General features: G+C 60.0%; 18 protein-coding genes and 3 tRNA genes. All 21 read right to left on the bottom strand.

All coding sequences use genetic code 11. The features are described from left to right. Positions 1-134: 134 nt before the first annotated feature. Positions 135-875 carry a helix-turn-helix domain-containing protein gene (locus AWM69_RS11595; protein ID WP_218726870.1) on the bottom strand — a complete coding sequence of 247 codons (741 nt, stop codon included), beginning with the start codon at positions 873-875 and terminating at the stop codon, positions 135-137. A 508-nt stretch (positions 876-1,383) separates the two neighbouring features. After that, a tRNA-Asp gene (locus tag AWM69_RS11590) sits at positions 1,384-1,460 on the bottom strand. A gap of 101 nt (positions 1,461-1,561) precedes the next feature. Further along, positions 1,562-1,638 (bottom strand) — tRNA-Asp (locus AWM69_RS11585). A gap of 55 nt (positions 1,639-1,693) precedes the next feature. Further along, positions 1,694-1,769 (bottom strand) — tRNA-Val (locus AWM69_RS11580). A gap of 145 nt (positions 1,770-1,914) precedes the next feature. Further along, complete coding sequence (locus AWM69_RS11575) at positions 1,915-2,694, bottom strand: SDR family oxidoreductase (protein WP_131654699.1); 780 nt, start codon at positions 2,692-2,694, stop codon at positions 1,915-1,917. Continuing rightward, on the bottom strand, positions 2,691-3,902 hold the full coding sequence (locus AWM69_RS11570) for an O-succinylhomoserine sulfhydrylase (RefSeq protein WP_131654698.1): 1,212 nt from the start codon (positions 3,900-3,902) through the stop codon (positions 2,691-2,693). Before AWM69_RS11570 ends, AWM69_RS11575 begins: the two co-directional genes overlap by 4 nt. Positions 3,903-3,982: 80 nt before the next feature. After that, a complete protein-coding gene (gene purF / locus AWM69_RS11565; protein WP_218726868.1) occupies positions 3,983-5,488 on the bottom strand; it encodes an amidophosphoribosyltransferase in 1,506 nt (501 codons plus the stop codon). A gap of 41 nt (positions 5,489-5,529) precedes the next feature. Then, complete coding sequence (locus AWM69_RS11560; RefSeq protein WP_131654696.1) at positions 5,530-6,087, bottom strand: CvpA family protein; 558 nt, start codon at positions 6,085-6,087, stop codon at positions 5,530-5,532. Positions 6,088-6,193: 106 nt separating this feature from the next. Further along, positions 6,194-6,820, bottom strand: coding sequence for an SPOR domain-containing protein (locus tag AWM69_RS11555; protein WP_218726866.1), 627 nt, complete (start codon positions 6,818-6,820; stop codon positions 6,194-6,196). Further along, positions 6,804-8,111: a bifunctional tetrahydrofolate synthase/dihydrofolate synthase gene (gene folC, locus AWM69_RS11550; RefSeq protein WP_131654694.1), complete on the bottom strand. Its 1,308-nt coding sequence runs from the start codon at positions 8,109-8,111 to the stop codon at positions 6,804-6,806. The genes AWM69_RS11555 and folC overlap by 17 nt, the downstream gene beginning before the upstream one ends. Continuing rightward, positions 8,108-9,028 carry an acetyl-CoA carboxylase, carboxyltransferase subunit beta gene (gene accD / locus AWM69_RS11545; protein ID WP_048382118.1) on the bottom strand — a complete coding sequence of 307 codons (921 nt, stop codon included), beginning with the start codon at positions 9,026-9,028 and terminating at the stop codon, positions 8,108-8,110. Before accD ends, folC begins: the two co-directional genes overlap by 4 nt. 272 nt (positions 9,029-9,300) lie before the next feature. Next, positions 9,301-9,924 (bottom strand): phosphoribosylanthranilate isomerase, encoded by a 624-nt coding sequence (locus tag AWM69_RS11540; protein WP_131654693.1) that lies wholly within the window; start codon positions 9,922-9,924, stop codon positions 9,301-9,303. 63 nt (positions 9,925-9,987) lie between these two features. Then, the gene (gene truA, locus AWM69_RS11535; RefSeq protein WP_131654745.1) at positions 9,988-10,812 is read right to left on the bottom strand and encodes a tRNA pseudouridine(38-40) synthase TruA; all 825 of its coding nucleotides are present in this window, start codon (positions 10,810-10,812) and stop codon (positions 9,988-9,990) included. Positions 10,813-11,000: 188 nt separating this feature from the next. Then, on the bottom strand, positions 11,001-13,457 hold the full coding sequence (locus AWM69_RS11530) for a FimV/HubP family polar landmark protein (RefSeq protein ID WP_218726865.1): 2,457 nt from the start codon (positions 13,455-13,457) through the stop codon (positions 11,001-11,003). Between the two features lie 161 nt (positions 13,458-13,618). Beyond that, positions 13,619-14,629: an aspartate-semialdehyde dehydrogenase gene (locus AWM69_RS11525; protein ID WP_218726863.1), complete on the bottom strand. Its 1,011-nt coding sequence runs from the start codon at positions 14,627-14,629 to the stop codon at positions 13,619-13,621. Positions 14,630-14,827: 198 nt separating this feature from the next. Further along, positions 14,828-19,516 (bottom strand): hypothetical protein, encoded by a 4,689-nt coding sequence (locus AWM69_RS11520; protein WP_218726861.1) that lies wholly within the window; start codon positions 19,514-19,516, stop codon positions 14,828-14,830. A gap of 147 nt (positions 19,517-19,663) precedes the next feature. Continuing rightward, on the bottom strand, positions 19,664-20,776 hold the full coding sequence (gene asd, locus AWM69_RS11515; RefSeq protein WP_048382112.1) for an aspartate-semialdehyde dehydrogenase: 1,113 nt from the start codon (positions 20,774-20,776) through the stop codon (positions 19,664-19,666). Positions 20,777-20,844: 68 nt separating this feature from the next. Next, a complete protein-coding gene (gene leuB, locus AWM69_RS11510; RefSeq protein WP_048382111.1) occupies positions 20,845-21,927 on the bottom strand; it encodes a 3-isopropylmalate dehydrogenase in 1,083 nt (360 codons plus the stop codon). Positions 21,928-21,988: 61 nt separating this feature from the next. Continuing rightward, complete coding sequence (locus tag AWM69_RS11505; RefSeq protein WP_218726860.1) at positions 21,989-22,756, bottom strand: class I SAM-dependent methyltransferase; 768 nt, start codon at positions 22,754-22,756, stop codon at positions 21,989-21,991. Between the two features lie 27 nt (positions 22,757-22,783). After that, positions 22,784-23,428 carry a 3-isopropylmalate dehydratase small subunit gene (gene leuD / locus AWM69_RS11500; protein ID WP_048382109.1) on the bottom strand — a complete coding sequence of 215 codons (645 nt, stop codon included), beginning with the start codon at positions 23,426-23,428 and terminating at the stop codon, positions 22,784-22,786. Positions 23,429-23,438: 10 nt separating this feature from the next. Continuing rightward, positions 23,439-24,857, bottom strand: coding sequence for a 3-isopropylmalate dehydratase large subunit (gene leuC, locus AWM69_RS11495; RefSeq protein ID WP_218726858.1), 1,419 nt, complete (start codon positions 24,855-24,857; stop codon positions 23,439-23,441). Positions 24,858-24,879: the final 22 nt, after the last annotated feature.

The raw sequence follows: 24,879 nt of genomic DNA, 5'->3' as shown, positions 1-24,879 counted from the left end.
TCTCCCGAGTTCCAGACAACCATCGTTTCGATTGGGACAACGTAGCGTCAGCCGCGGTCTTGAGCACAGCCCAAGGTGCCCCGCAGGCGCAGGCGGATCGTGTTCGAGAGCATGGGAGGATGCATTGCGCGCTATCAGGCCAGACGGCAGGTGCTTGGGGTGTAACCCATCGTGCGCTTGAACATGGCGCTAAAGGCGCTGGGGCTTTGGTAACCGTGCTCCAGTGCCACTTCCAGAATGGATACGCCGCAGGCCAGTCGCTGGATACAGAGCAGCAGCCGGGTACGCTTGCGCCATTCGCTGTAGCTCATGCCCAGTTCTTTCTGGAACAGCCGGGCCAACGTGCGCGAACTCATGTTGAGTTTCACCGCCCAATTCTCCAGTTTCGATTCCTGCGAGGGGTTGTCGATAAAGTCGGCACACAACGACTTGAGCCGCGGCTCGTCAGGCAGCGGAACGTGGGCCAGAACCCGTGGTGCCCTGCCGAGCTCCGAGAAGATCAGTGCAACGATTTGTAGGTGCCGCACCAGGGCCGGTTCGCTGTCGGACTCATCGGCCGCCGCGACGATCAACTCACGCAGCAACGGCGAAACCTTGATGACATGACATTCCCCGGTCAGGGCACAGGGCGCACCCGGGGTGATCAACAAGGTGCGCATGCGCACTTCGCCCGTCATGCGGATCTGATGCTCCACACCCGAAGGAACCCAGAGCGCATGCCCGGAAGGCACCACCCATGTTGTCCTGGCCACCGACACCAGCATCACACCATTAATGGCGTAGACCAGTTGACCTTCCGCATGCCGATGCGCAGCCACGATGTCGCCGTGAGCGTAGTTGCCGGCAAGTGCCGCCAGCGCGGTATGAGCATTCATCTCAGGAGGGCACCGGAACGGTCGGCCATTCGGGTGAGATGAGGACAGTGGCGTGCAGGACCCTGAAGCACATGGTGGTTCTCTTTTTTCGGCGGCGGCCAGCCGGGAAGGCGCTGCCCGGCTGAAGACTGGATCCAATATTAAACGAAATGAGGTAGCGACCTCTTGCGTAATCAGGCGCTGTACGTCTCGATAAACACCCGAAAATCGCGTCTGTCTGGATTTTTTGGTGATTTACAGCACGCCTTATCGGACACCAGGCTTTAACGCGGCCTCGCTGCGCTCGACGGCTGCTACAGACCAGGGAGGATTCTCTAGCCGCTGCCGCAGGCTGCAATGCGCTGAACAACTGAAGGTCCTTCGGCTCTTTTCGCAGCCTTCGGCAGCGGCTACACCTGCCTGCAATTGCCGAGCAGAACGAAGCGAACCAAATTCCGGGCACAAAAAAAGCGACCCTAAGGTCGCTTTCTTTGCAGCTTCAGAGAGTTCAAGGGCTCTGAAGCAAATATGGCGCAGCGGACGGGACTCGAACCCGCGACCCCCGGCGTGACAGGCCGGTATTCTAACCGACTGAACTACCGCTGCGTATCGCTCGGACTTGCGTCCGTTTGAAACTTTTAAACCTGTGACTGAAGGGCTTCGGTGCCTTTCAATCGCAAGCCAGGAAAACCTGACTTGTACAAATATGGCGCAGCGGACGGGACTCGAACCCGCGACCCCCGGCGTGACAGGCCGGTATTCTAACCGACTGAACTACCGCTGCGCGTCGGTTGGCTGTTCTTTTCAGAACACCCTTCTCTTTCGAGAAACTCAAGAAGTGGTGGGTGATGACGGGATCGAACCGCCGACCCTCTGCTTGTAAGGCAGATGCTCTCCCAGCTGAGCTAATCACCCTTTTACTTCGTTGAGGCCGCGAAATTTACGCACCTATCGAAGCTAAGTCAAGGACGAGATTGAACTTTTTTTAAAAATAAGCAAAACCCGAAAAGTCCTGACAATAGCGAGCAATCGGCGCGCAAACACACGGATGACTCATCCCCTACTCTTCGTACACCATTTTCTTGCTCATGCCGCCGTCCACCACAAATTCCTGCCCGGTCACAAACCCGGCATTGCGCGACAGCAACCAGGCAACCATGGAGGCAACGTCCTCCACGGTGCCGGCACGACCCGCAGGATGCTGGGCGTGATCGGCGTCGGTCAGTGGCTCGGCACGCCGCGCTGAAGCATCACGCGCGTCGATCCAGCCCGGGCTCACCGCATTGACCCTGATCTCCGGCCCGAGACTGATGGCCAGCGCATGGGTCAAGGCCAGCAAGCCGCCCTTGCTCGCCACATAAGCCTCGGTGTCGGGCTCTGACTGACGGGCCCGGGTGGAGGCCAGGTTCACGATCGAACCACAATGCGCACGCAAATAAGGCGCGCAATGCTTGGCCAGCAACATGGGCCCGGTCAGGTTGACAGCCATGACCCGGTTCCAGTGCTCCAGATCAAGGCTTTCAAGGGTCATGTTGCGCGGATCTGCAATTGCAGCGTTGCACACCAGTGCATCCAGCCGCCCGAACTGACCGAGCACCTGAGCCACGCACTGCGTGACATCCGTCTCGATCGCAACGTCCATGGCCACGAACCAGGCGCTGTCGCCCAATGCCTTGGCCACCTTCGAGCCGCGGGCCCGGTCAATATCGCTCAGCACCACTTGCCAGCCTTCACTGACCAGCCATGCCGCGATACCCAGCCCAATGCCACGTGCAGCGCCTGTCACCAGCGCTACACGGCCATTACCGGCTACCGGCGCCTGAAGTGTCCAGTCGGTCACAGCGCCGCCAAGCCTCGCGCCAGGTCAGCCTGCAGGTCAGTCACGTCTTCCAGGCCGACCGCGATACGGATCAGACTGTCGCGAATGCCGGCAGCTTCGCGCTCCTGAGGTGCCAATCGACCATGGGACGTGGTCGCCGGATGGGTGATGGTGGTTTTGCTGTCACCCAGGTTGGCCGTGATCGAGATCAGGCGCGTGGCATCGATAAAGCGCCAGGCGCCCTCTTTGCCGCCAGAGACTTCAAAACTGACCACTGCACCAAAGCCACGCTGCTGACGCTGGGCCAGCTCATACTGCGGATGGCTTTTCAGGCCGGCATAGTGGACCTTTTCAACGCCTTCCTGCTGCTCCAGCCACTCGGCCAGCGCCAATGCGCTGGCGCAATGGGCACGCATGCGCAGGTTCAGGGTCTCCAGACCCTTGAGGAATATCCAGGCATTGAACGGGCTGAGCGTCGGCCCGGCAGTGCGCAGAAAACCAACGACTTCTTTCATCTGCTCGCCGCGACCGGCCACCACACCGCCCATGCAACGACCCTGGCCGTCGATGAACTTGGTCGCCGAATGCACCACGATGTCCGCACCCAGCTTCAATGGCTGCTGCAGCGCCGGGGTGCAGAAGCAGTTATCGACCACCAGCATGGCGCCCTTGGCGTGGGCGATTTCAGCCAGAGCGGCGATATCGACCAGTTCGGCCAGGGGATTGGACGGGGATTCGACAAACAGCAACCGGGTATTGGGCTTGATCGCCGCATCCCATCCGGCCAGCTCGGCCAGCGGGACGTAATCGACCTGAACGCCAAATCGCTTGAAGTACTTCTCGAACAAGCTGATGGTCGAGCCGAATACGCTGCGCGAAACCAGAATATGATCACCGGCACTGCACAGGCTCATCACCACCGACAGGATGGCCGCCATGCCCGTGGCGGTCGCCACCGCTTGCTCGGCACCTTCCAGCGCAGCAATCCGCTCTTCAAAGGCACGTACGGTGGGGTTGGTGTAACGCGAATAAACATTGCCCGCGACCTCACCCGAGAACCGCGCTGCGGCATCGGCAGCCGTGCGGAACACATAGCTGGAGGTGAGGAACATTGCATCGCCGTGCTCGCCTTCCGGCGTACGGTGCTGGCCGGCACGCACTGCCAAGGTGTCGAACGCTACGCCTTCCAGGTCGCTGTCCAGCCGACCGGCATCCCAATCCTGACTCATGCTGCCCACTCCTTGCTGTGTATTGGTCGCTTTGTATAAGAAAATGCAAACCGGCCCATCAGGGCCGGTTGGGTGAAGACTTAATTGTTGTACAGGCCTATGGTTGCGCCTACACCTTGAGCAACCACCTTGGAGGCATCGTTGCGCGCACGCTCGATACGTTCCAGGTAGTTTTCGTCAATATCACCGGTGACGTATTTGCCGTCGAACACCGCACAGTCGAACTTGTCGATCTTGACCTTGCCGCCACCGACCGCTTCGAGCAAGTCAGGCAAGTCCTGGTAGACCAGCCAGTCGGCGCCGATCAACTCGGCCACTTCCTGGGTGCTGCGATTATGAGCGATCAGCTCATGAGCGCTCGGCATGTCAATGCCATACACGTTCGGGTAGCGCACAGCCGGCGCCGCCGAGCAGAAGTAAACATTCTTCGCACCGGCTTCGCGAGCCATCTGAATGATCTGCTTGCACGTGGTACCACGCACGATCGAGTCGTCCACCAGCATCACGTTCTTGCCACGGAACTCAAGATCAATGGCGTTGAGCTTCTGGCGCACGGATTTTTTACGGGCGGCCTGGCCGGGCATGATGAAGGTACGGCCGATGTAGCGGTTCTTGACGAAACCTTCGCGGAACTTGACGCCCAAGTGGTTGGCCAGTTCCAGCGCAGCGCAGCGGCTGGTGTCCGGAATCGGGATTACCACATCGATGTCGTGATCCGGACGCTCGCGCAGGATCTTCTCGGCGAGTTTTTCGCCCATGCGCAGACGTGCCTTGTACACCGAAATACCATCGATGATCGAATCCGGACGTGCCAGATACACGTGCTCGAAGATGCACGGGGTGAGCTGAGGATTGACCGCGCACTGACGGGTATACAGCTTGCCATCATCGGTGATGTAAACCGCTTCGCCCGGCGCCAGGTCGCGAATCAGCGTGAAGCCCAGTACGTCCAGCGACACGCTTTCGGAGGCGATCATGTACTCGACGCCTTCGTCGGTGTGACGCTGACCGAAGACAATCGGGCGAATGCCGTTAGGGTCGCGGAAACCGACGATGCCGTAACCGGTGATCATCGCCACCACGGCGTAGCCGCCACGGCAACGGTTGTGCACGTCGGTGACTGCCGCGAACACGTCTTCTTCAGTTGGCTGCAACTTGCCGCGCTGAGCCAGCTCATGGGCGAAGACGTTGAGCAATACTTCCGAATCGGAATTGGTGTTGACGTGACGCAAGTCAGATTCGTAAATCTCCTTGGCCAGCTGCTCAACGTTGGTCAGGTTACCGTTATGCGCCAGGGTAATGCCGTATGGCGAGTTGACATAAAACGGCTGGGCTTCAGCTGAAGTCGAGCTGCCCGCGGTCGGATAACGCACGTGGCCAATGCCCATGTGCCCGACCAGGCGCTGCATGTGTCGCTGATGAAATACATCGCGAACCAGCCCGTTGTCCTTGCGCAGGAATAACCGGCCATTATGACTGGTCACAATACCGGCAGCATCCTGGCCGCGGTGCTGGAGGACGGTTAGCGCGTCATACAGCGCCTGATTGACGTTCGACTTACCGACGATACCGACGATGCCACACATGCGACGCAACCCCTACTTAATGGATCTGAACTGAACACCGCTCACTTGGGCTGGGTAGCCGGCAAGAGATGCTCCTTGAACGGAATATCAGCGGGTACGCTGATTCCGCTGGCCAGCCACTGACTGCTCCACCCCAGAATGAGGTTTTTGGACCAGTCGGCAACCAATAGAAATTGTGGCACGAGCCGCGACTCTTGCCACCATGAGTCTTGCTGTACCGGCCCCAGGCTGAGCAGCCCGACCGCCACGACCACCAGCAGCGCGCCACGCGCACCGCCGAAAGCCATGCCGAGAAAACGATCGGTCCCGGACAACCCGGTGACGCGAATCAGTTCGCCGATAAGAAAATTGATCATTGCGCCTACCAGCAAGGTGGCGACGAACATGATGGTGCACCCGACGATGACCCGGGCGGAAGGTGTTTCGATATATTGGATGAGGTATTGAGACAGTGAACCGCCGAACATCCAGGCAACGACCCCGGCAATGATCCAGGTGCACAGCGACAGGGCCTCTTTAACAAAGCCGCGCTTCAAGCTGATCAAAGCGGAGATGGCGATAATGACAACGATCGCCCAGTCAACCCAGGTAAATGGCACAGTTCAGCCTACAGACAGATAAGGCGGCGCATTTTAGCAGAGCGCCGCCGCTCAGGTAAGGCGATTTATCAGCGCTTTAGCAATCAGATTGAACCTTTTTACAGTCTCAACCCCGCTCAGGCTGGAAGCGCACCACAAAACCCTTGAGATTTTGCTGCTTGCCGAGCAAATCACGCAAGCGATCAGCCTCGGCACGCTCAAGCAATGGACCGACAAAAACCCGGTTCATCCCGCCCGACGTCCGCACATAAGCGTTATACCCTTGATTACGAAGGGTTTTTTGCAGATTGTCAGCACTGGCTCGATTGGACAGGCTCACCAGCTGAACCGACCAGCTAACAGACAGACCGTTGGGGTCTACCCGCTTTTGCGTGGTATCCAGCTTGCCAGGTGCCTGCGTGACCGCCTGTGCCGGCGCCACCGCTGGCGGCTTGGCGACAGGTGCCGCCGGCTTCACCACAGGAGGCGCGACCGGGGCCGGCGCTTGCTGCACCACGACCTCCTGCTCGACGGGAGCCGGCTCTTCAGGAATGACTTGCGGCTCAGGCACCGCCACAGGCTCGACCTGAACCTGAGGCATGACCGGCACCTGCGGAGCGGTCGGTGCATCAACCTGGAACTGACGCTGCTCGTCTTCACGCGAAAACAGCATCGGCAGAAAAATCACGGCGAGGGCCACCAATACCAGGGCGCCGACCATCCGCTGCTTGAACACCTTATCCAGCAAAGCCATTTGCAGTCTCCTCCGTGGCACGCCGCTCCAGCCACTCGAGCGCTTCAGCGACACAATAAAATGATCCGAACAACAGGATTTCGTCCTCGGGCGTGGCCCGCTCGCATTGCGCTTCGAGCGCGGCCGCCACACTGTCATGACTGGCAACGGATGCCCCAAGACCTTGCAGTACCGCCTGAATCTCCGCCGCCGGACGTGTACGCCCGGTGTTCAGCGGGGCAACGGCCCAGCACGCAACCGCCGACGCAAGTTGTGACACTACGCCATCCAGGTCCTTGTCGGCCAGCAGGCCGAACACGGCCAGACGCTTGCCCGCCACCGGACGCTGCGCCAGACGCCGCGCCAGGTACTCAGCCGCATGCGGGTTATGGCCCACATCCAGCAGTATATTCAAGGGTTTGCCCCGCCAGTTGAATTGGCGTCGGTCAAGACGACCGATGACACGGGTTGCCGACAACACGCTGACAATCTGCTCTGGCAGCCAGGGCAGGTCCATAAGCGCGTAGGCCTGCAAGGCCAGGGCGGCGTTTTCCATGGGCAAGTCCAGCAAGGGCAAGTCACGCAGCTCTACGACTTGCCCTCGCCCATCCCTGCCCCGCCAGTGCCAGGCCTGATCGGTACTGGCCAGATCGAAGTCGCGACCACGGACAAACAGCGGGCAGTCCAGCTCCCGAGCCTTGTCGAGCAATGTTTGAGGAGGGTTCAAGTCACCACAGAGGGCGGGCTTGCCGGCACGGAAAATACCGGCCTTCTCAAAGCCGACAGATTCGCGGGTATTGCCCAGGTATTCAACGTGGTCGACCCCGATGCTGGTGACCAGCGCCAGGTCGGGATCCACCAGGTTGACCGCATCCAGACGCCCGCCAAGCCCGACTTCGAGCACCACGGCATCCAGTTGCGCGCGCTCGAACAGCCAGAACGCGGCCAGCGTGCCCATCTCGAAGTAGGTCAGGGATGTCTCACCGCGCCCGGCATCAACCGCGGCAAAGGCCTCGCACAACTGCGCATCCGAGACCTCGGCACCGTCGATCTGCACGCGTTCGTTGTAACGCACCAGGTGCGGAGAGTTGTAGACCCCGACCTTGAGCCCCTGCGCCCGTAGCAAAGCAGCGACAAACGCACAGGTCGAACCTTTGCCATTGGTGCCGGTGACCGTGATCACCCGAGGCGCAGGCTTTTGCAGCCCCATGCGGTTCGTCACCTCTCGCGAGCGATCCAGGCCCATGTCGATAGCTGCTGGATGCAACTGTTCAAGATAGGCGAGCCACTCGCCAAGGGTGCGCTGAGTCATATGTTTGCGGGTACCGGTGGAACAACAATCGGCTCTACGGGTGCGGCGATGAATACTGGCGTCGGCAGACCCATCATTTGGGCCAGCAGGTTGCCCAGGCGTGGACGCAGCTCCTGGCGGGCAATGATCAGATCGATTGCGCCGTGCTCCAGCAGGAACTCGCTGCGCTGGAAACCTTCCGGCAGTTTTTCACGCACGGTTTGCTCGATCACCCGCGGACCGGCAAAGCCGATCAACGCCTTGGGCTCAGCCACGATCACATCACCGAGCATCGCCAGGCTGGCCGAAACACCGCCGTAGACCGGATCGGTCAGAACCGAGATGAACGGAATGCCTTCTTCACGCAGACGCGCCAGCACCGCGGAGGTTTTGGCCATTTGCATCAGGGAGATCAGGGCTTCCTGCATCCGAGCGCCACCGGAGGCTGCGAAGCAGATCATCGGGCAGCGGTTTTCCAGTGCATAGTCGGCCGCACGAACGAATCGCTCGCCGACAATGGCGCCCATCGAACCACCCATGAACGAAAACTCAAATGCGGACACCACTACCGGCATGCCCAGCAGCTTGCCGCTCATGGAAATCAGTGCGTCCTTCTCGCCGGTTTGCTTTTGCGCACCAACCAGACGGTCCTTGTACTTCTTGCTGTCGCGGAATTTCAGACGGTCAACCGGTTCCAGATCGGCACCCAGCTCGGCACGGCCTTCGGCGTCCAGGAAGATGTCGATACGGGCACGCGCACCAATGCGCATGTGATGGTTGCACTTGGGGCAAACGTCCAGGGTCTTTTCCAGCTCTGGACGATAAAGCACAGCCTCGCAAGACGGGCATTTGTGCCACAGGCCTTCAGGTACCGAGCTCTTTTTGACCTCGGAACGCATGATCGAAGGAATCAGCTTGTCTACCAACCAGTTGCTCATGCTTTCTTTCTCCAGTACCGGTGACTCGAACCCTCAGGTCCAAGCCCCGCGTATGCCCTTGAGCTAAATTTATTAGGTGTATGGCGATGGTTATCGGGCGCAGCGGTCAGCACACGGCAAACCAGCGTAAACCCCCGAAACCCTCAGCCTTCCCGACAACACGCCCCAGAGCGGCCGCCGCTTTAATTTCTGCCCGTCAAACCACCGGGCCCGCCTGCTTCTTACAGCGGTAATGATGGACGGTGGCAGGCTGCCAACCGTCACATCGCGCATCAGTTTGTTGCACGTACCGCCTGCATAAAGGCACGAATCTTATCGTGATCCTTGATGCCTTTGCTCTTTTCGACGCCCCCGCTTACATCCACTGCGTAAGGTTGAACCCGGTCAATGGCCTGCCTGACGTTCCCGGCAGAGAGTCCGCCCGCCAGGATGATCGGCTTGCTCAGGTCTTGAGGTATCAAAGACCAGTCAAATGCCTGACCGGTTCCCCCGGGCACACCGTCTACATAGGCATCCAGCAAAATACCGCTGGCACCGGCATAGGCCTTGCAGGCTGCAGCAATGTCATCCCCGGCCTTGACCCGCAGGGCCTTGATGTAGGGCCGGTGATACCCTTCGCACTGCTCCGGGGTCTCGTCGCCATGAAACTGCAGCATGTCCAGCGGTACGGCATCGAGCGTTTCATTCAATTCACAGGCACTGGCATTGACGAACAACCCCACCGTTGTCACAAACGGTGGCAAGCCCGCAATGATTGCCCGCGCCTGCTGCGCCGTTACCGCCCGCGGACTTTTTTCGTAGAACACAAAGCCAAGCGCGTCAGCCCCGGCGGCAACCGCTGCCAATGCATCGTCCATGCGGGTAATACCGCAGATCTTGCTGCGAACGGCTGACATGTCAGTTGCACCCCAAGGCTTAAATGCGAAAGCCCCGGATGGTAACAAATGCTTATCCGGGCGTCAGCCGTCCAGTTCGGTAAAACCGGTCAAGAAGTGCGGGCCGATGTAACGTTGTGGCAGCTCGAACTCATCGCGGTATTCGACCTGCACCAGATACAGGCCATAAGGATGGGCCGTCACCCCCCCCGAACGGCGGGCCCGACTTTCCAGTACTTCCTTGATCCACTCCACCGGTCGTTCGCCGGCACCGATGGTCATCAGTACCCCGGCGATGTTGCGCACCATGTGATGCAGGAACGCGCTGGCGCGGATATCCAGCACGATCATCTGCCCGTGACGGGTCACCCGCAGATGGTGCATTTCCTTGATCGGCGATTTGGCCTGACACTGCCCGGCGCGAAAGGCGCTGAAATCATGTACGCCCAGCAAGTACCGGGCGGCTTCGGCCATCTTATCGACGTCCAGCGGGCGATGATTCCAGGTCACTTCCTGGTTCAGGTGCGCCGGCCGGATCTGATCGTTGTAGATCACATAACGGTAACGCCGGGCAATGGCCTTGAAACGCGCGTGAAAGTGCGCGGGCATGACCTTGGCCCAGCTGACACTGATGTCATGGGGCAAATTGATATTGGCGCCCATCACCCAGGCTTTAAGGGAGCGCTCGGCCCGGGTATCAAAGTGCACCACTTGCCCGCAGGCATGCACGCCGGCATCGGTACGCCCGGCGCACAGCAAGCTGACCGGCGAGGCGGCAACCTTCGACAAGGCATCTTCCAGGGTTTCCTGAACCGTTAGTACACCGCTGGCCTGACGCTGCCAGCCGCAGTAACGCGAGCCTTTGTACTCCACACCCAATGCAATGCGGGAAAAACCTTCAGCAGCCATTTCAGCGGCTGCGTTATCTATATTTGCCAAGAACTTACAGCCTGCTCATAAACGCAAAGGCGGGCATTATAGGGCAATTCCTGCACAAGCGAGGCACCCTCGTTTCTGGAGTCACCCGCAAGCAGCAATCCCCAGAAACGACAACGGCAGCCCTGATGGCTGCCGCTGGAGGCTACTACGAGCCCCTGCTACTTCAGGCGGGCCAGCATTTCACGGGCTTCAGCCTGTTGCTCCGGATTACCCTCGGCCATGACTTCAGCCAGGATGTCCCGGGCGCCATCACCGTCGCCCATGTCGATGTAGGCCTGGGCCAGGTCAAGCTTGGTGGCTGCTTCATCGCTCCCCGCCAGGTAGTCGAACTCAGGCTCATCACCTTGCTCCACTGCATCGTCGGCATCAAACCTGGCCGTATCGGCGAAGGGCTGGGCAATCGGTGGCTGCTCGAAGCTTTTCGACAGGCGTCGCAGCTCGGCATTCACCTTCTCCAGTTCGATAGAAAAGCTGTCGGGTGCAGCCGCAGGTGGCACGTCCTTGTCGGCCAGTGACAAGTCGAAGTCTGCCGGCTGGTCGAGATCGAATGTCGATGGATCTTCGCCCGCAGCTTCGGCTTCGGCCTGCTGTTTGAGGACGGCTTCGAAGCTCTGGGCGTTTTCGGCCGTCGCCGGGTCGGACGCCGGACCGGAGGACAACTCGGCAGGCGACACCGACTCCAGCTCATCGAGACTCAGGTCGAAGTCGTGATCGAATTTATCGGTGTAAGGTTTTGCCGGCGACTCGTCGCGCAGCATGTCCTTGACGAACTGCGCCTCCAGCTGGGCGGCAACGGCTGCAGTAGCAATCCCGGTAGCGGCGGCTGCCATGGACGGATAACGACTTTTAAGCTGCTCGACTTCGGCGAAGTTCTTGCCGTTGGCGACCAACTGGCGCTCCTGACCAATAAAGGCCTCGCGCTCACCCAGTTCGCCATGGACTTGCATCAACTTCAGACGCAGGTCACTGCGCTGAGGCGCTTGCTCGATAGCAGCCTTGAGCAACTCGGCCGCCTCATTGAACTGGCCCTGCTCGATCAAGTGCTCGGCCTGAATCAGAGCATCTGCCGGGGTTTTGACCAGCGACACCGCTGCAGGGGCTGCAACGGCGACCGCTGCCGCCACCACCGGCGCAGCAACCGCTGCAGGTGCAGGTGCAGGTGCAGGTGCAGGTGCAGGTGCAGGTGCAGGTGCAGGTTCGAGTTTGACGGTCGGCTCTGGCACTTCAAGCCCCTCGAAGCTGCTTTGCGGCAGATCCAGGTCTTCCTCGAAACCGGACTCATCCTCAAGCTCCCGCGCCATTCGCGCATGCCGCTCTGCCGCTTGCAGCGCTTTGCGACGGCGCACCAGTAGCAACAACAAAAGCAGCAGCACTACAGCAGCACCACCGACCAGCCCCCAAAACAGCGGGCTACCCAGCAAATCCTGAAGTTGTTGCTCGGCGCTCCTCGCGCCCTCCTCGTCCTGCGCCGGAGATGGTGGCACTGCAGTCGCCGGCACACCCTCCGCCGCCGGGGCAATATCGGCTTCAGGTGCATCCGGCGCCTGTCCGGCCAACTGGGCCGGGATCGATACCGCCGGATCAGCAGCCGTAGCGCCATCAGCCTGCAGCTTGGCCAACTGATCGTTTTTCAACTCGATCAAGCGTTGCAGCTTGTCCAGCTGGCTTTGCAAATCATTCATCCGGCTTTGCAGCTCGGCATTTTCTCGACGACTGGAATCCAGTCCTTCCTGGGCCATCGACAGCTTGTCACTCAAATTCTTCGCGTCCCCGGCCGCCCCTTCAGCGGAGGCCTTGGCTGCCTGGCCTGACACCAGGCTCAGGCCATCCGTTGCCGGCCTGGCCACTGTGGAAGCCGCCTCCGGTGCGCGACCGGTAGCGTCCAGCTGCTGGGCCAGTGGCACCGTGCGACGACCGCTGCGCCAGTCGGCATTCTGCGACGCGACCTCTGCGATAGCTTTGGCCTGGGGCAACTGGGCGCTTTGCGTAGCATCCGGCAGGCGCAATACCTGACCGGTTTTCAAACGATTGATGTTGCCGTTGATAAAGGCATCGGGGTTAAGCGCCTGAATCGCCAGCATGGTCTGCTGGACCGAGCCACCGTTGCGCGCCTTCGCGGCAATTTCCCATAGCGTGTCACGTGCCGTGGTGGTGTGCGTAGAGGCTGCTGAGGAAGCGGCCGAAGCCGAAGCCGCCGCAGCGGTCTGGGGCGAGAACTTGGCCGGATCGAGCAGGACGCTGTAGTCACGCAGCAAACGTCCACTTGGCCACATGACCTGCACCAGGAATTTGACGAAAGGTTCGGACAACGGCTGGCTGGAAGTGACGCGCAGCACGCTCTTGCCATCGGCATTGATCACCGGGGTAAAGCGCAGATCGTCAAGGAACGCCGGGCGTGGCACCCCGGCTTTGGCGAACTCTGGCTCCGGTGCGAGGCTCGGCACCACTTCAGCAGCGGTCAGGTCCTTGACATCCAGCAACTCGATTTCAGCCAGCAGTGGCTGGTTCTGAGTCGACTTAAGGGTCAGCTCACCGAGCCCAAGCGCCTGTGCCAGGCCGGACGAAAGCGCCGATGCGGCGGCTATTGCTAACACTAATTTGCGAACCTGAACCATAGCCTCTTCCTTTTTGGTGCAAGTCCCGTCCCCCGAGACCTGTGTAGCTGCTGCCTGAAGGCAGGTACCTGGTGCATTGAAGGCCAGGTATTTTGCCCTGTTACACTTTTAAGCCCCGACAGCAGCCTAGAACCATTCTGCAAATTGACGCCAAGTATCTTTTACAGCTGGTCTTTTATCAACAACTCAGCCAGTTGAACGGCGTTCAGTGCGGCCCCTTTGCGTACGTTATCTGACGCCAGCCACAGATTAAGTTCAGAAGTGTCGTCCACTCCCTGACGAACACGTCCGACATACACCACGTCCTGACCCACAGCATCACCGACTGCTGTCGGATAATCGCCCGCTTCCACCAGTTCGATACTGTCGCCCGCTTCGAGCGCGGCATTGACTGCAGCCAGATCCACCGGTGCCGCCAGTTGCAGTGACACACTAAAGCTATCGCCAAAAAATACCGGCGCTTGAATGCAGGTCACCGATATTTTCAATGCGGGCATTCCCAGCAATTGGCGCAATTCGGTCACCAGGCGTTTTTCCAGCGGCACGTGACCCTGTGCATCGGGCTTGCCGACCTGAGCCAGCAGGTTGAATGCCATCTGCCGGTCAAAGAACGTGGACTCCAGCGGGCGCAAGTTCAACAGTTCGGCGGTTTGACGCGCCAGTTCGGACACCGCTTCACGGCCCTGGGCAGACACCGCCAGACATGCGGTCAGATTGACCCGCTGAATATCCAGCACGTCACGCAATGGCGCGAGCACAACTGCCAAAGCCGTGGCTGACGGGCTCGGACTGCTGATCTGAATCGGTTTTTTCAAGCCGGCCAACGCCTGTGCATTGGCTTCAGGCACGATCTGCGGTGCCTGATCCGCCGGCAACGCACCCGACAAGTCGATGATCGCGCAACCCGCGGCGCGGGCCTTGGCTGCAAAACTCAAGGTAACGGCAGGACCTGCAGCGAAGAACACCAGCTTGACCTTGCTGAAGTCGAATTCGTCGACTTCACGCACTCTTACGTTTTTGCCTCGAAAAGGCACCGAATGCCCGGCGGATTCGCTGCTGGCCAGCAAGTGCAAGTCAGCCACCGGAAAACTGCGCTCTTCGAGTATTTGTACAAGGGTTTCGCCGACAGTGCCGGTGGCGCCGACGACGGCGATATCAAAGGACTGGCTCATGGATCTACCTCAGGCGAAACGTGGGGAGGCGCACTTTAACCGCCCGAGAAGAGTCAGGCAATTTAAGCGGCTTGCAGGACGCAGCCTTGACGGTGATTGCGTAATGGCTGGAGTGGCGACCTGCAGCGCCGGATTCAACCTTGCGCTACCTGCCGGCCAGGCATGAGGGCGGGCCTGACTCGCCCTCATGCTGCTGAATCAGGGCGCCAACGGCAGGAACCAGCGTTGCGCCAGGTCCTTGCCGATCTGCCCACGGTGAACGTTGACCGCCGCTTGCGAGCTTTGCGCATCGGACAGCAGCGTGTAATAGCTCTGCTTGCGTTGAGCCGCAGTTTTCAGGTGCGCCACCGTGTAGTTCTGCTTGGGCGTGTCAACCGCCGTGTAATGGAAATGGGCGTACCACAGGGGCGCGCCGCCCTTGTGATTGATGGCGTACTCCTGGATGAAATCGCGACGCTCTCCGCGCAGGGCTATACGCTCGCCCAAGCGGGCAATTTGCACCAGATCATGTTCGAGCAAATGCTGCAGGTTGCCATGGGTAGGCGGCAAGTCCAGGCTCGCCTGGGTCCGCAGTTCACGGCCCTTGCCGGCCAGACGGGCAGCACCCGCACGCATGTCGTTCACCAGTGCCAGATCCGCTTCCTGACGTGAGCTATGCGCGGTGGCCTGGATCGCCTGTTCAAGTTCCGTCGCTATATGTTCAAGGCGCTCCGCCTCGTGAGCCAGCACCTCTTCCAGCTCTTGCGGGTATCTGGAAATCTTGCTGTAACTGTCAGCCCGCTTCACATGATTGTCGAGCTGACTGAAAAGCTTGCGCGCCTCGCCCTTGATCTGGTCGAGCGGGCGCGCGGCCGGGCGAACCTCGGCGGGCTTGAGGCCTTGAACTTCATCCCATACATCCCCGTGCCTTGAGTACGTCGCCAGCAATTCGTTGTTGTATTCAGAGCGGATTTCGACCACTTCGAGCGGCCAGTCTCTGGTTGGCTGTCGCGTCTGGCCGATCAATCTGCCGCGATGACGGGTCCTGATCACACGCTTGTGCGGTGCGCCGACGGGATGCGGTGTCCGCTTGGGGGCGGGCCTGCGGGTTTCGACAGCAGGCTTCATTGCCACCTCCAGTTGCCTGGCCACATTCTGGTACAGATCCTCCACCAGCTTGAGCAGCCGGTTGAAGTAGGCGTGGTCCAGTTCGTCGACATTGACGATGGCAATGCCTTGCAAGGCATCCAGCACCCGGCCGTAACGCTCCACCAGACTGCTCAATACCTCCAGTCGTTCGCTGGTCGTAAAATCCAGCGCATCGAGATCGGTGTGCGTGCGTACCTGTTCTTGCATGGGTTCTAGCAACGCATTCAGGCTCTCCGGCAGCGTCCGCTCCCACACCTTGATGCAAGGCAGGACAATGGCATGCAGCTGCATGCCCTTGACGCACAGCGCACTCATTTCTTCGACCGGACGGTCGCGGGTCAGGCGCGTATAGCGCTCGACCCCCGCTTCACCCAGCTCATACAACTCTGCCAGCCAGCGATCCTTCACCTCCAGCCAATGGATGGAGCGCTCGTTGATTTCTACCAGTTCCTTGACGTACTCCGGGTATTGCTCGTGATGGGCCGCGATGGCTTTTTCAAGCTCTGGACCGCGTCCGTTGAAAGAGGCACCTTTTTCATAGTGAGCCTTGCGATTCAGCTCCGAGATGACCACCGACTTGCGCGCATTGTTGATCAGGTTTTCCATCAAAATCGCCCGCGTGGCAACGGGAATCGGGATCTGCAGCTCGGTACGCTCTTGATGACTCTCCAGCAACTGCTGGTAAACGGCCGTCTGTTTCTGCAGGAGGTTGTTGAACCGCTGCCGGAAAGTGGCACGTTGTTCGGCAGTGAACCTGGGGTCTTCAGCGGCACGCTCCATGACCGATTGTGCAATATCGATCTCTTGCTGCTGTGTCGCCTGCTGCGCAAGGAACTGGTCATACTCGGCTTGCAGCTGGTGTTTACGCTCCGCTTTTTGCTGGCGCAGGGCGGCCAGTCGCTTGGGCGGCATGCCCCCTCTCAGACGCAACCCCAAGTCCAGCGTCCATTGACCGTTTGCCCACTGCAGACCGGGACCGCGGAGATTGATGTCATTCGGGTCGACGATCACCAGCCCCCCGCCCGCCTCACTGTCGACCCGGTACAGATTGCCGTTCACCCGGACATGCCGCTTCTGGTCGATGACATAGATCCCGTCCAGTGACGGTGCAGGCAAAGGTCCGGAGGGCTGCACCTGGAAACGCGACAGCCTGGCGCGCTGGCCCGGCGTCAGCCGATGACGGGCACTGGCGAAGCTGAAATCCAGGGTGGTGGTTGCCGGCCGGGGCAACTCACCGGCCAGGGCAACGGTTCCGTCAATGACCCCGGGCAACGGTGGAACCGGCCATTGCTCGGCCACACGCTCAGGCGCCCGCGCGCGCACCACCTGCTGCCTGATACCGCGGTCCAGCTGCACGGTCCCGCCATGCCCGCCCGGCGCCATTTGAAACAACAGCATGCCCAGGTTGAGCAGCAGGTCGACCATGGCCAGTTCGCGCTGGATCGGGTCAGTGCTGTGCAAGGCCGGAATCTCCCGTACGGCAGACGCTATCAGGCTGAGTAACCAACCGGTGAGCATGGCCGGCCCCCGCAGGACGGGCAGCAACAACGTATTGAAGATAAGGCCGCCACCTTCGAGCAAAACCTCCCAGCGACTTTCACTGTTGGACACGGACTCTCTGTTCGCCTGATCGACCAAAGCCCGGGCGTTGCTGCCGTAGAGGAACTCCAGCAACTTGCCGTACTGCAGCGATTGCAATAACTCATCGCTGGCGCCATCGGTCGCTAGGCTGGCCGGCAGCGGTGTTTCCAGCGTAGAGAAATCGCTGCCCTGACCAAAACGTACGTAATGCGGCTCTTGAAAGCCACCATTGGCATAAATGGGCCGAGCGAGGTCGCTCAACCAGATCAACACGCTGGTTTGCAACGCCCCTGGCGTGGCAATGGCATCCAGTAATGCTGCGCGGGAACTGAATTCGTGCAGCGCCGGGGAATACAGCGGGCGATACAACAGGTGTGGCCCGACTGCCTGGTCTACCGGCTCTATCACAAACATATTGCTGACCACATCCGGGCGCGCATCGGGCTTGCGCAGCAAGGCCAAATGACGAATGACAATCGGCACACCTTCGACCTCCCGCCCCCGGGCTTCAGGGTGCATCAGTGCAGCAACGTAACGCGCGCCAAGCGGGGACAGGCCGTTTTCACCCTTGAGGCTGGATTCCAGTGCCTGCAAGGGCAACTGCACACTGACCTGATCGGAAAATAGCTGTTCACGCTTGAGCGCATCCGGCGTATCCCCCAATAACATTGCCTGCAATTGTTGCGGGTATACCCGTCCGATATCGACCTGTTCGATCAAGCCACCGCGGCGCGTGATGTATTCCGGGGTCAGCCAGGCAGGCAGTGCGAGACCGAGTCGATGGCGCAGGGTCACATGCCCCTGAGGCCTGCCCGAGAGGTTTTTCAGCGCCAGTTCCGTCAGGCTCATGGTGACGCGTTCGACGATGCCGACCGGACTCGGATTGCCGAGTGTGCCGGGCGAACCGATCACGCTCTGGAACGTCAGTTCAATATCGTCGGGGTGGTACATGGCGCCGGGTATGTGCTCCAGCAGGTGCGTCTCCAGTCGCGCCTGATCCTGTTGCATCTGCCGTGTCAGGGCTTCGACGGTGAATTGATGGATATCTGCAATGCCGGTGAGAAAGGTCCGGCCCTGACTGCTTTTTTTCGCCAGGGCCAGCTCAAGGCTGTAGCGCCGGTAAGTGGCCTGATCGGCCAGCGGAGCCTGTTGCAGCCAGGCAGGCACCGCGGCCCTTAGCGTATCGAGCGCTTGCGCGCTGACCTGCGGGGCATCGAGCAGTGCCAACGCGGGATCGGTCAACTCCGTGTACACCGCTTGCAAGGCCTGCAGCCCGACACGGGCAGGCAGCTGAAGTGCGCCAAGGCGCTCCAGCTGCCGGTCAAGAATGATTGCCGCCTGGGTATCGAAGAGGTTGCCATCGGGTTCATAACGGTTGATCTGAATCTGTTCGAAGGCCAACGTCTGGTTGATACGCTGCGTTTCATCACGGATGGCTTCATCCAGAAAAGAGAATGTCCTGACCTGGCCGTCAGGGTGGCACAGCAGAACCTGTCGGGCCCGGGCCAGCACCAGTGTCGGACTCAAGTACGGGCTGGAATCACCCTGTGCGCCGAGCGTGATCTCCAGGCAATAGGCATAGGTTGCGTCAACACTGTAACGGCGCATGCGTTCGGCGCGTTCGGGGCACTGGATGATCTGATCGATCATTTCCCGCGCCCCGCCCCCCAGGTCCTGCTGGCGAACGGCGCAGATGCTCAGCGTGTCCTTGAGCACATCGCTGAACCAGCGCCAACGGCTGTCGCCGGCATCCGACGCTTCACGCCAGTAATCACTCAAGACACTCTGCAGGACGATGGGCAAGCGCCAGGGCAATTCTTCAATCAGTGCTTCAATGACCTGCATGTCCACACTGCCGTCGGCCGGGGCCAGCCAGTCACCGGTTTCGCTGGACAGGTAGAAAGGCCGGTTGAAACGCGGGCGCAGGTCCAGCTTCGTACCGCTGGCCAGGTAATCCAGCACCCGCGGCATCAATGGCGACAAGCTCCAGGTCCCGTCCGAGTCCGGCGTGGCCAGCCGGGCGCGGGAAAGATCGATCTCCAGTGTGGGGTATTTTTCGGCAATGGCTGATGCCAGGGCTTGCCGGGTGGCGTTTTCCAGGGTTGGACGGCTGGCAAACTGTGCCCTGACGGCGCTTACCGTAGGCACTCGTATTAAGGTTGGGGTCGGATCAGACATGAGCATTCCTTTTAAACCGCAGTGGGTCATATGACCGGTAGCGCATTTACGCCAGGAATCCTCGACATCGAGCGGTAGTTAAATATGCCGGGCAAAAAAAATCCCGCGCCTCATGCAAGGCGCGGGATTTTTAGATATATCAGCGAATCAACGTTCCAGCAGGATCCGCAGCATGCGGCGCAACGGCTCGGCCGCGCCCCACAACAGCTGGTCACCTACAGTGAACGCACCGAGGAACTGCGAACCCATGTTCAACTTGCGCAGACGTCCCACCGGCACATTCAGGGTGCCCGTCACTTTGGTCGGGCTCAGCTCTTGCATGCTGATTTCGCGCTGGTTCGGCACCAGTTTGACCCACGGGTTGTGCTGGCTGATCAGCCCTTCGATATCAGCCATTGGCACATCCTTGTTCAGCTTGATGGTCAATGCCTGGCTGTGGCAACGCATCGCACCGATACGCACGCAGATGCCATCCACCGGAATCGGGTTCTTGAAGCGACCCAATACTTTGTTGGTTTCTGCCTGGGCCTTCCATTCTTCACGGCTCTGGCCGTTTGGCAGTTCCTTGTCGATCCACGGGATCAGGCTGCCGGCCAGCGGTACGCCGAAGTTCTCGGTCGGGTAGGCATCGCTGCGCATGGCTTCGGCCACACGACGGTCGATATCGAGGATGGCGCTGGCCGGATCCGCCAGTTGATCTGCAACTGCCGCATGGGTCGCGCCCATTTGCTTGATCAGCTCGCGCATGTTCTGGGCGCCGGCACCCGATGCCGCCTGATAGGTCATGGCGCTCATCCACTCCACCAGACCCGCTTCAAACAGGCCACCGAGGCCCATCAGCATCAGGCTGACGGTGCAGTTGCCACCGATGTAGTTCTTGGTGCCCGCATCCAGCTGCTGGTCGATCACCCTGCGGTTGACCGGGTCCAGAATAATGACCGCGTCATCCTGCATGCGCAGGCTCGACGCCGCATCGATCCAGTAACCTTGCCAGCCCGCTTCACGCAGCTTGGGGAACACCTCGCTGGTGTAGTCGCCGCCCTGGCAGGTCAGGATCACATCGAGGGTTTTCAGCTCTTCAATGTTGTAAGCATCCTTGAGCGGGGCAATATCCTTGCCCACTGACGGACCCTGTCCACCGACATTGGAAGTAGTGAAAAACACCGGCTCGATAAGATCGAAATCCTGCTCTTCCAGCATCCGCTGCATGAGCACGGAACCGACCATACCGCGCCAACCGACCAGACCTACACGTTTCATCGCAACTACACCTTTAACAAAAAGTGGGGTCGTTACTTCCACCAACAGGAAGTAACGGGCCCGAGAGATTACAGATTCTGCAGCGCCGCGACTACTGCATTGCCCATTTCCTGTGTACCGACACGGGTACAGCCCTGCGACCAGATATCACCGGTACGCAATCCCTGGTCCAGAACCAGGCTTACTGCCTGCTCGATGGCGTCGGCGGCAGCGCTCTGGTTGAAGCTGTAGCGCAGCATCATCGAGACCGAGAGGATCGTCGCCAGCGGGTTGGCAATCCCCTGCCCCGCGATGTCCGGCGCCGAGCCGTGGCACGGCTCGTACATGCCCTTGTTGTGGGTATCCAGGGACGCCGACGGCAGCATGCCAATAGAGCCAGTGAGCATCGAAGCCTGATCGGAGAGGATATCGCCGAACATGTTCTCGGTCACGATCACATCGAACTGCTTTGGCGCACGCACCAGTTGCATCGCGGCGTTATCGACGTACATGTGGCTCAGTTCGACGTCCGGGTAGTCCTTGGCAACCTGCTCGACCACTTCACGCCACAGCTGGCTGGAAGCCAGCACGTTGGCCTTGTCTACCGAGCACAGCTTTTTACCACGCACACGGGCCATGTCGAAGCCTACACGGGCGATGCGACGGATTTCGCTTTCGCTGTAGGGCAGCGTGTCATACGCCTGGCGCTCACCGTTTTCCAGCTCGCGAGTCCCGCGTGGTGCGCCGAAGTAGATACCGCCTGTCAGTTCACGAACGATCAGGATATCCAGCCCCGAAACGATTTCCGGTTTGAGGCTCGAAGCGTCAGCCAGTTGCGGATACAGAATGGCCGGACGCAGATTGCCGAACAGGCCCAGTTGCGCACGAATTTTCAGCAGACCGCGCTCCGGGCGAATGTCACGCTCGATCTTGTCCCACTTCGGTCCACCTACAGCACCGAGCAATACCGCGTCGGCGGCGCGGGCGCGCTCCAGGGTTTCATCCGCCAGGGGCACGCCATGCTGGTCGATGGCTGCACCACCGATCAGGTCATGGGTCAGCTCGAAGTTCAGGTTGAACTTGTCGTTGGCCAATTCCAGCACCTTGACCGCTTCGGCCATGATTTCCGGACCAATACCGTCGCCTGGGAGAATCAGAATCTGCTTGCTCATGGGTTCCTCTGTCTTGTCTGTCGATGCCCCCGCAGGCGCATCCGAAAATGGGGTCGAGCTGTTATTTTTCACACCACAGCACCACGACATCGGTGCTGAACGAGCCATCGGCTTCAATTTCAAAGTAATCGCGGACTTCTGCCCCCATCGACTGCTGCAGCTCACGAATGGCTGCGCTCATGACAGGCGGCGTACGCATGCGCTCGATCCAGGAGCTGAACTCTAAACGCAAACGCTGGCGCTGTGTGCTGCGCGTATGCAAGCCGGCCTCGCTGACCTGGCGCAGCCACTCGTTCGTGGCGTAATCGCGCACATGGCTGGTGTCACGCAGGACTTCGACACATTGCAGATAGGTGTCGAGCAGCGGGCTGCCCGGTGACGTCACGTCGATAAACGCGGCAACACCACCAGGCTTGAGCACCCGACGCACTTCACGCAACGCGAGGCCCAGGTCGCTCCAGTGGTGAGCCGAATAACGGCTCAGCACATAATCAAACTCACCCTCGGCAAACGGCAGGCACTCGGCAGCTCCCCGAATCGTACGGATGTTGCCCAGGCCACGCTCATCAGCGGCGGCACTGACCACATCGAGCATGGCCTGCGACAAGTCATAGGCCACCACGTCATTGACCAGGGCAGCCACGTGAAAGCTGACATGCCCGGCGCCACAACCCAGATCCAGCACCCGCGCCTGCTGCTGGTCTGCCAGCTCGGCTTTCAGCAGGTCGAACTCCGCGCCCTGGGCATGCACCGTGCTGCTCAGATAAGCAGAGGCCTGCTCACCGAATTGCTTTTGTACAACCTGAGTGTGGCGCGCGGAGCTGGTCATGCTGGTTTCCTTTGTCTGACGGGCTGCTTATGCGTCGCGAAACAACCACGGCTGGCTTGCGCGATGCTTGCTTTCGAACGTGGCAATCGCTTCATGGTCCTGCAAGGTCAGGCCGATATCGTCCAGACCATTGAGCAGGCAATGCTTGCGAAACGCATCGATTTCAAAGTTCAGCACCTTGCCGTCCGGACGTGTCACGGTCTGGGCCTCAAGGTCGACCGTGAGCTGGTAACCCGGCTCGGCTTCCACCTGGGCAAACAGCTCATCCACCTCGGCGTCGCTCAAAATGATCGGCAACAGGCCATTCTTGAAGCTGTTGTTGAAGAAGATATCGGCATAGCTCGGCGCGATGATGCTGCGAAACCCGTACTCTTCGAGCGCCCAGGGCGCGTGCTCACGGCTGGAGCCGCAACCGAAGTTCTCGCGGGCCAACAACACGCTGGCACCCTGATAGCGCTCGGCATTGAGCACGAAGTCCTTGTTCAGCGGACGCTTGGAGTTGTCCTGATATGGCTGCCCCACATCCAGATAGCGCCACTCGTCAAACAGGTTCGGCCCGAAACCGGTGCGCTTGATTGACTTCAAGAACTGCTTGGGAATGATCTGGTCTGTGTCAACGTTGGCACGGTCCAAAGGCGCGACAAGCCCAGTGTGCTGAGTAAAAGCTTTCATGCTGCGCTCCTTAAATCAATTCACGGACGTCGACGAAACGACCGGTCACCGCGGCGGCGGCGGCCATGGCCGGGCTGACCAGGTGAGTACGTCCACCGGCACCCTGGCGACCTTCGAAGTTGCGGTTGGAGGTCGATGCGCAATGCTCGCCCGACTCCAGGCGGTCCGGGTTCATCGCCAGACACATCGAGCAACCGGGCTCGCGCCATTCAAAGCCGGCCTCAAGGAAAATCTTGTCCAGACCTTCCGATTCGGCCTGGGCTTTCACCAGGCCCGAGCCCGGAACCACGATTGCTTGCTTGATGGTCGAAGCCACTTTGCGGCCCTTGGCAATCACCGCGGCAGCGCGCAGGTCTTCGATCCGCGAGTTGGTGCAAGAACCAATGAACACACGATCCAGCTGAATGTCGGTGATCGCCTGATTGGCGTTCAAACCCATGTATTTCAGGGCACGTTCGATCGAACTGCGCTTGACCAGATCGGCCTCTTGCGCCGGGTCAGGCACGTTTTGATCAACGGCCAGCACCATTTCCGGCGAGGTACCCCAGCTGACCTGCGGCTTGATCTGCGTCGCGTCGAGCTCGATCACGGTGTCGAACTGCGCGTCGGCATCGGACACCAGGTCTTTCCAGGCTTCGACTGCCAGCTCCCATTCCGCGCCTTTCGGTGCAAACGGACGTCCTTTTACGTAAGCCACGGTTTTTTCGTCCGCGGCAACCAGTCCCACACGGGCCCCCGCTTCGATCGACATGTTGCAAATGGTCATGCGGCCTTCGACGGACAAGTCGCGAATCGCGCTGCCGGCAAATTCAATGGCGTGGCCATTGCCGCCCGCGGTACCGATCTTGCCGATGACCGCCAGCACGATGTCCTTGGCGGTCACGCCAAATGGCAATTGACCTTCCACCGACACCAGCATGTTCTTCATTTTTTTCGCCACCAGGCACTGCGTAGCGAGCACGTGCTCGACTTCGGAGGTGCCGATGCCGTGGGCCAGTGCGCCAAATGCGCCGTGAGTCGATGTGTGCGAGTCGCCGCAGACCACCGTCATGCCGGGCAAGGTCGCGCCCTGCTCCGGGCCAATCACATGAACGATGCCCTGACGCACGTCGTTCATCTTGAATTCAGTGATGCCGTACTCGTCACAGTTGTCGTCGAGGGTTTGCACCTGCAGGCGGGATACCTGGTCAGCAATCGCTTCGATCCCGCCCTTGCGCTCTGGCGTGGTGGGTACGTTGTGGTCCGGGGTCGCGATGTTGGCATCGATGCGCCAAGGCTTGCGCCCGGCCAGACGCAGCCCTTCGAAGGCCTGCGGCGACGTCACTTCATGAATGATGTGACGGTCGATGTAGATCAGCGCCGAGCCATCGTCGCGCTGCTTGACCAAATGCGAGTCCCAGAGTTTGTCGTAGAGCGTTTTGCCGGCCATCAGACGGTTTCCTCATCAGCTA

The organism is Pseudomonas sp. D1HM (assembly GCF_019266105.1).
GTDB lineage: Bacteria > Pseudomonadota > Gammaproteobacteria > Pseudomonadales > Pseudomonadaceae > Aquipseudomonas > Aquipseudomonas taetrolens.
This window is presented reverse-complemented; position numbering and strand designations above follow the sequence as displayed.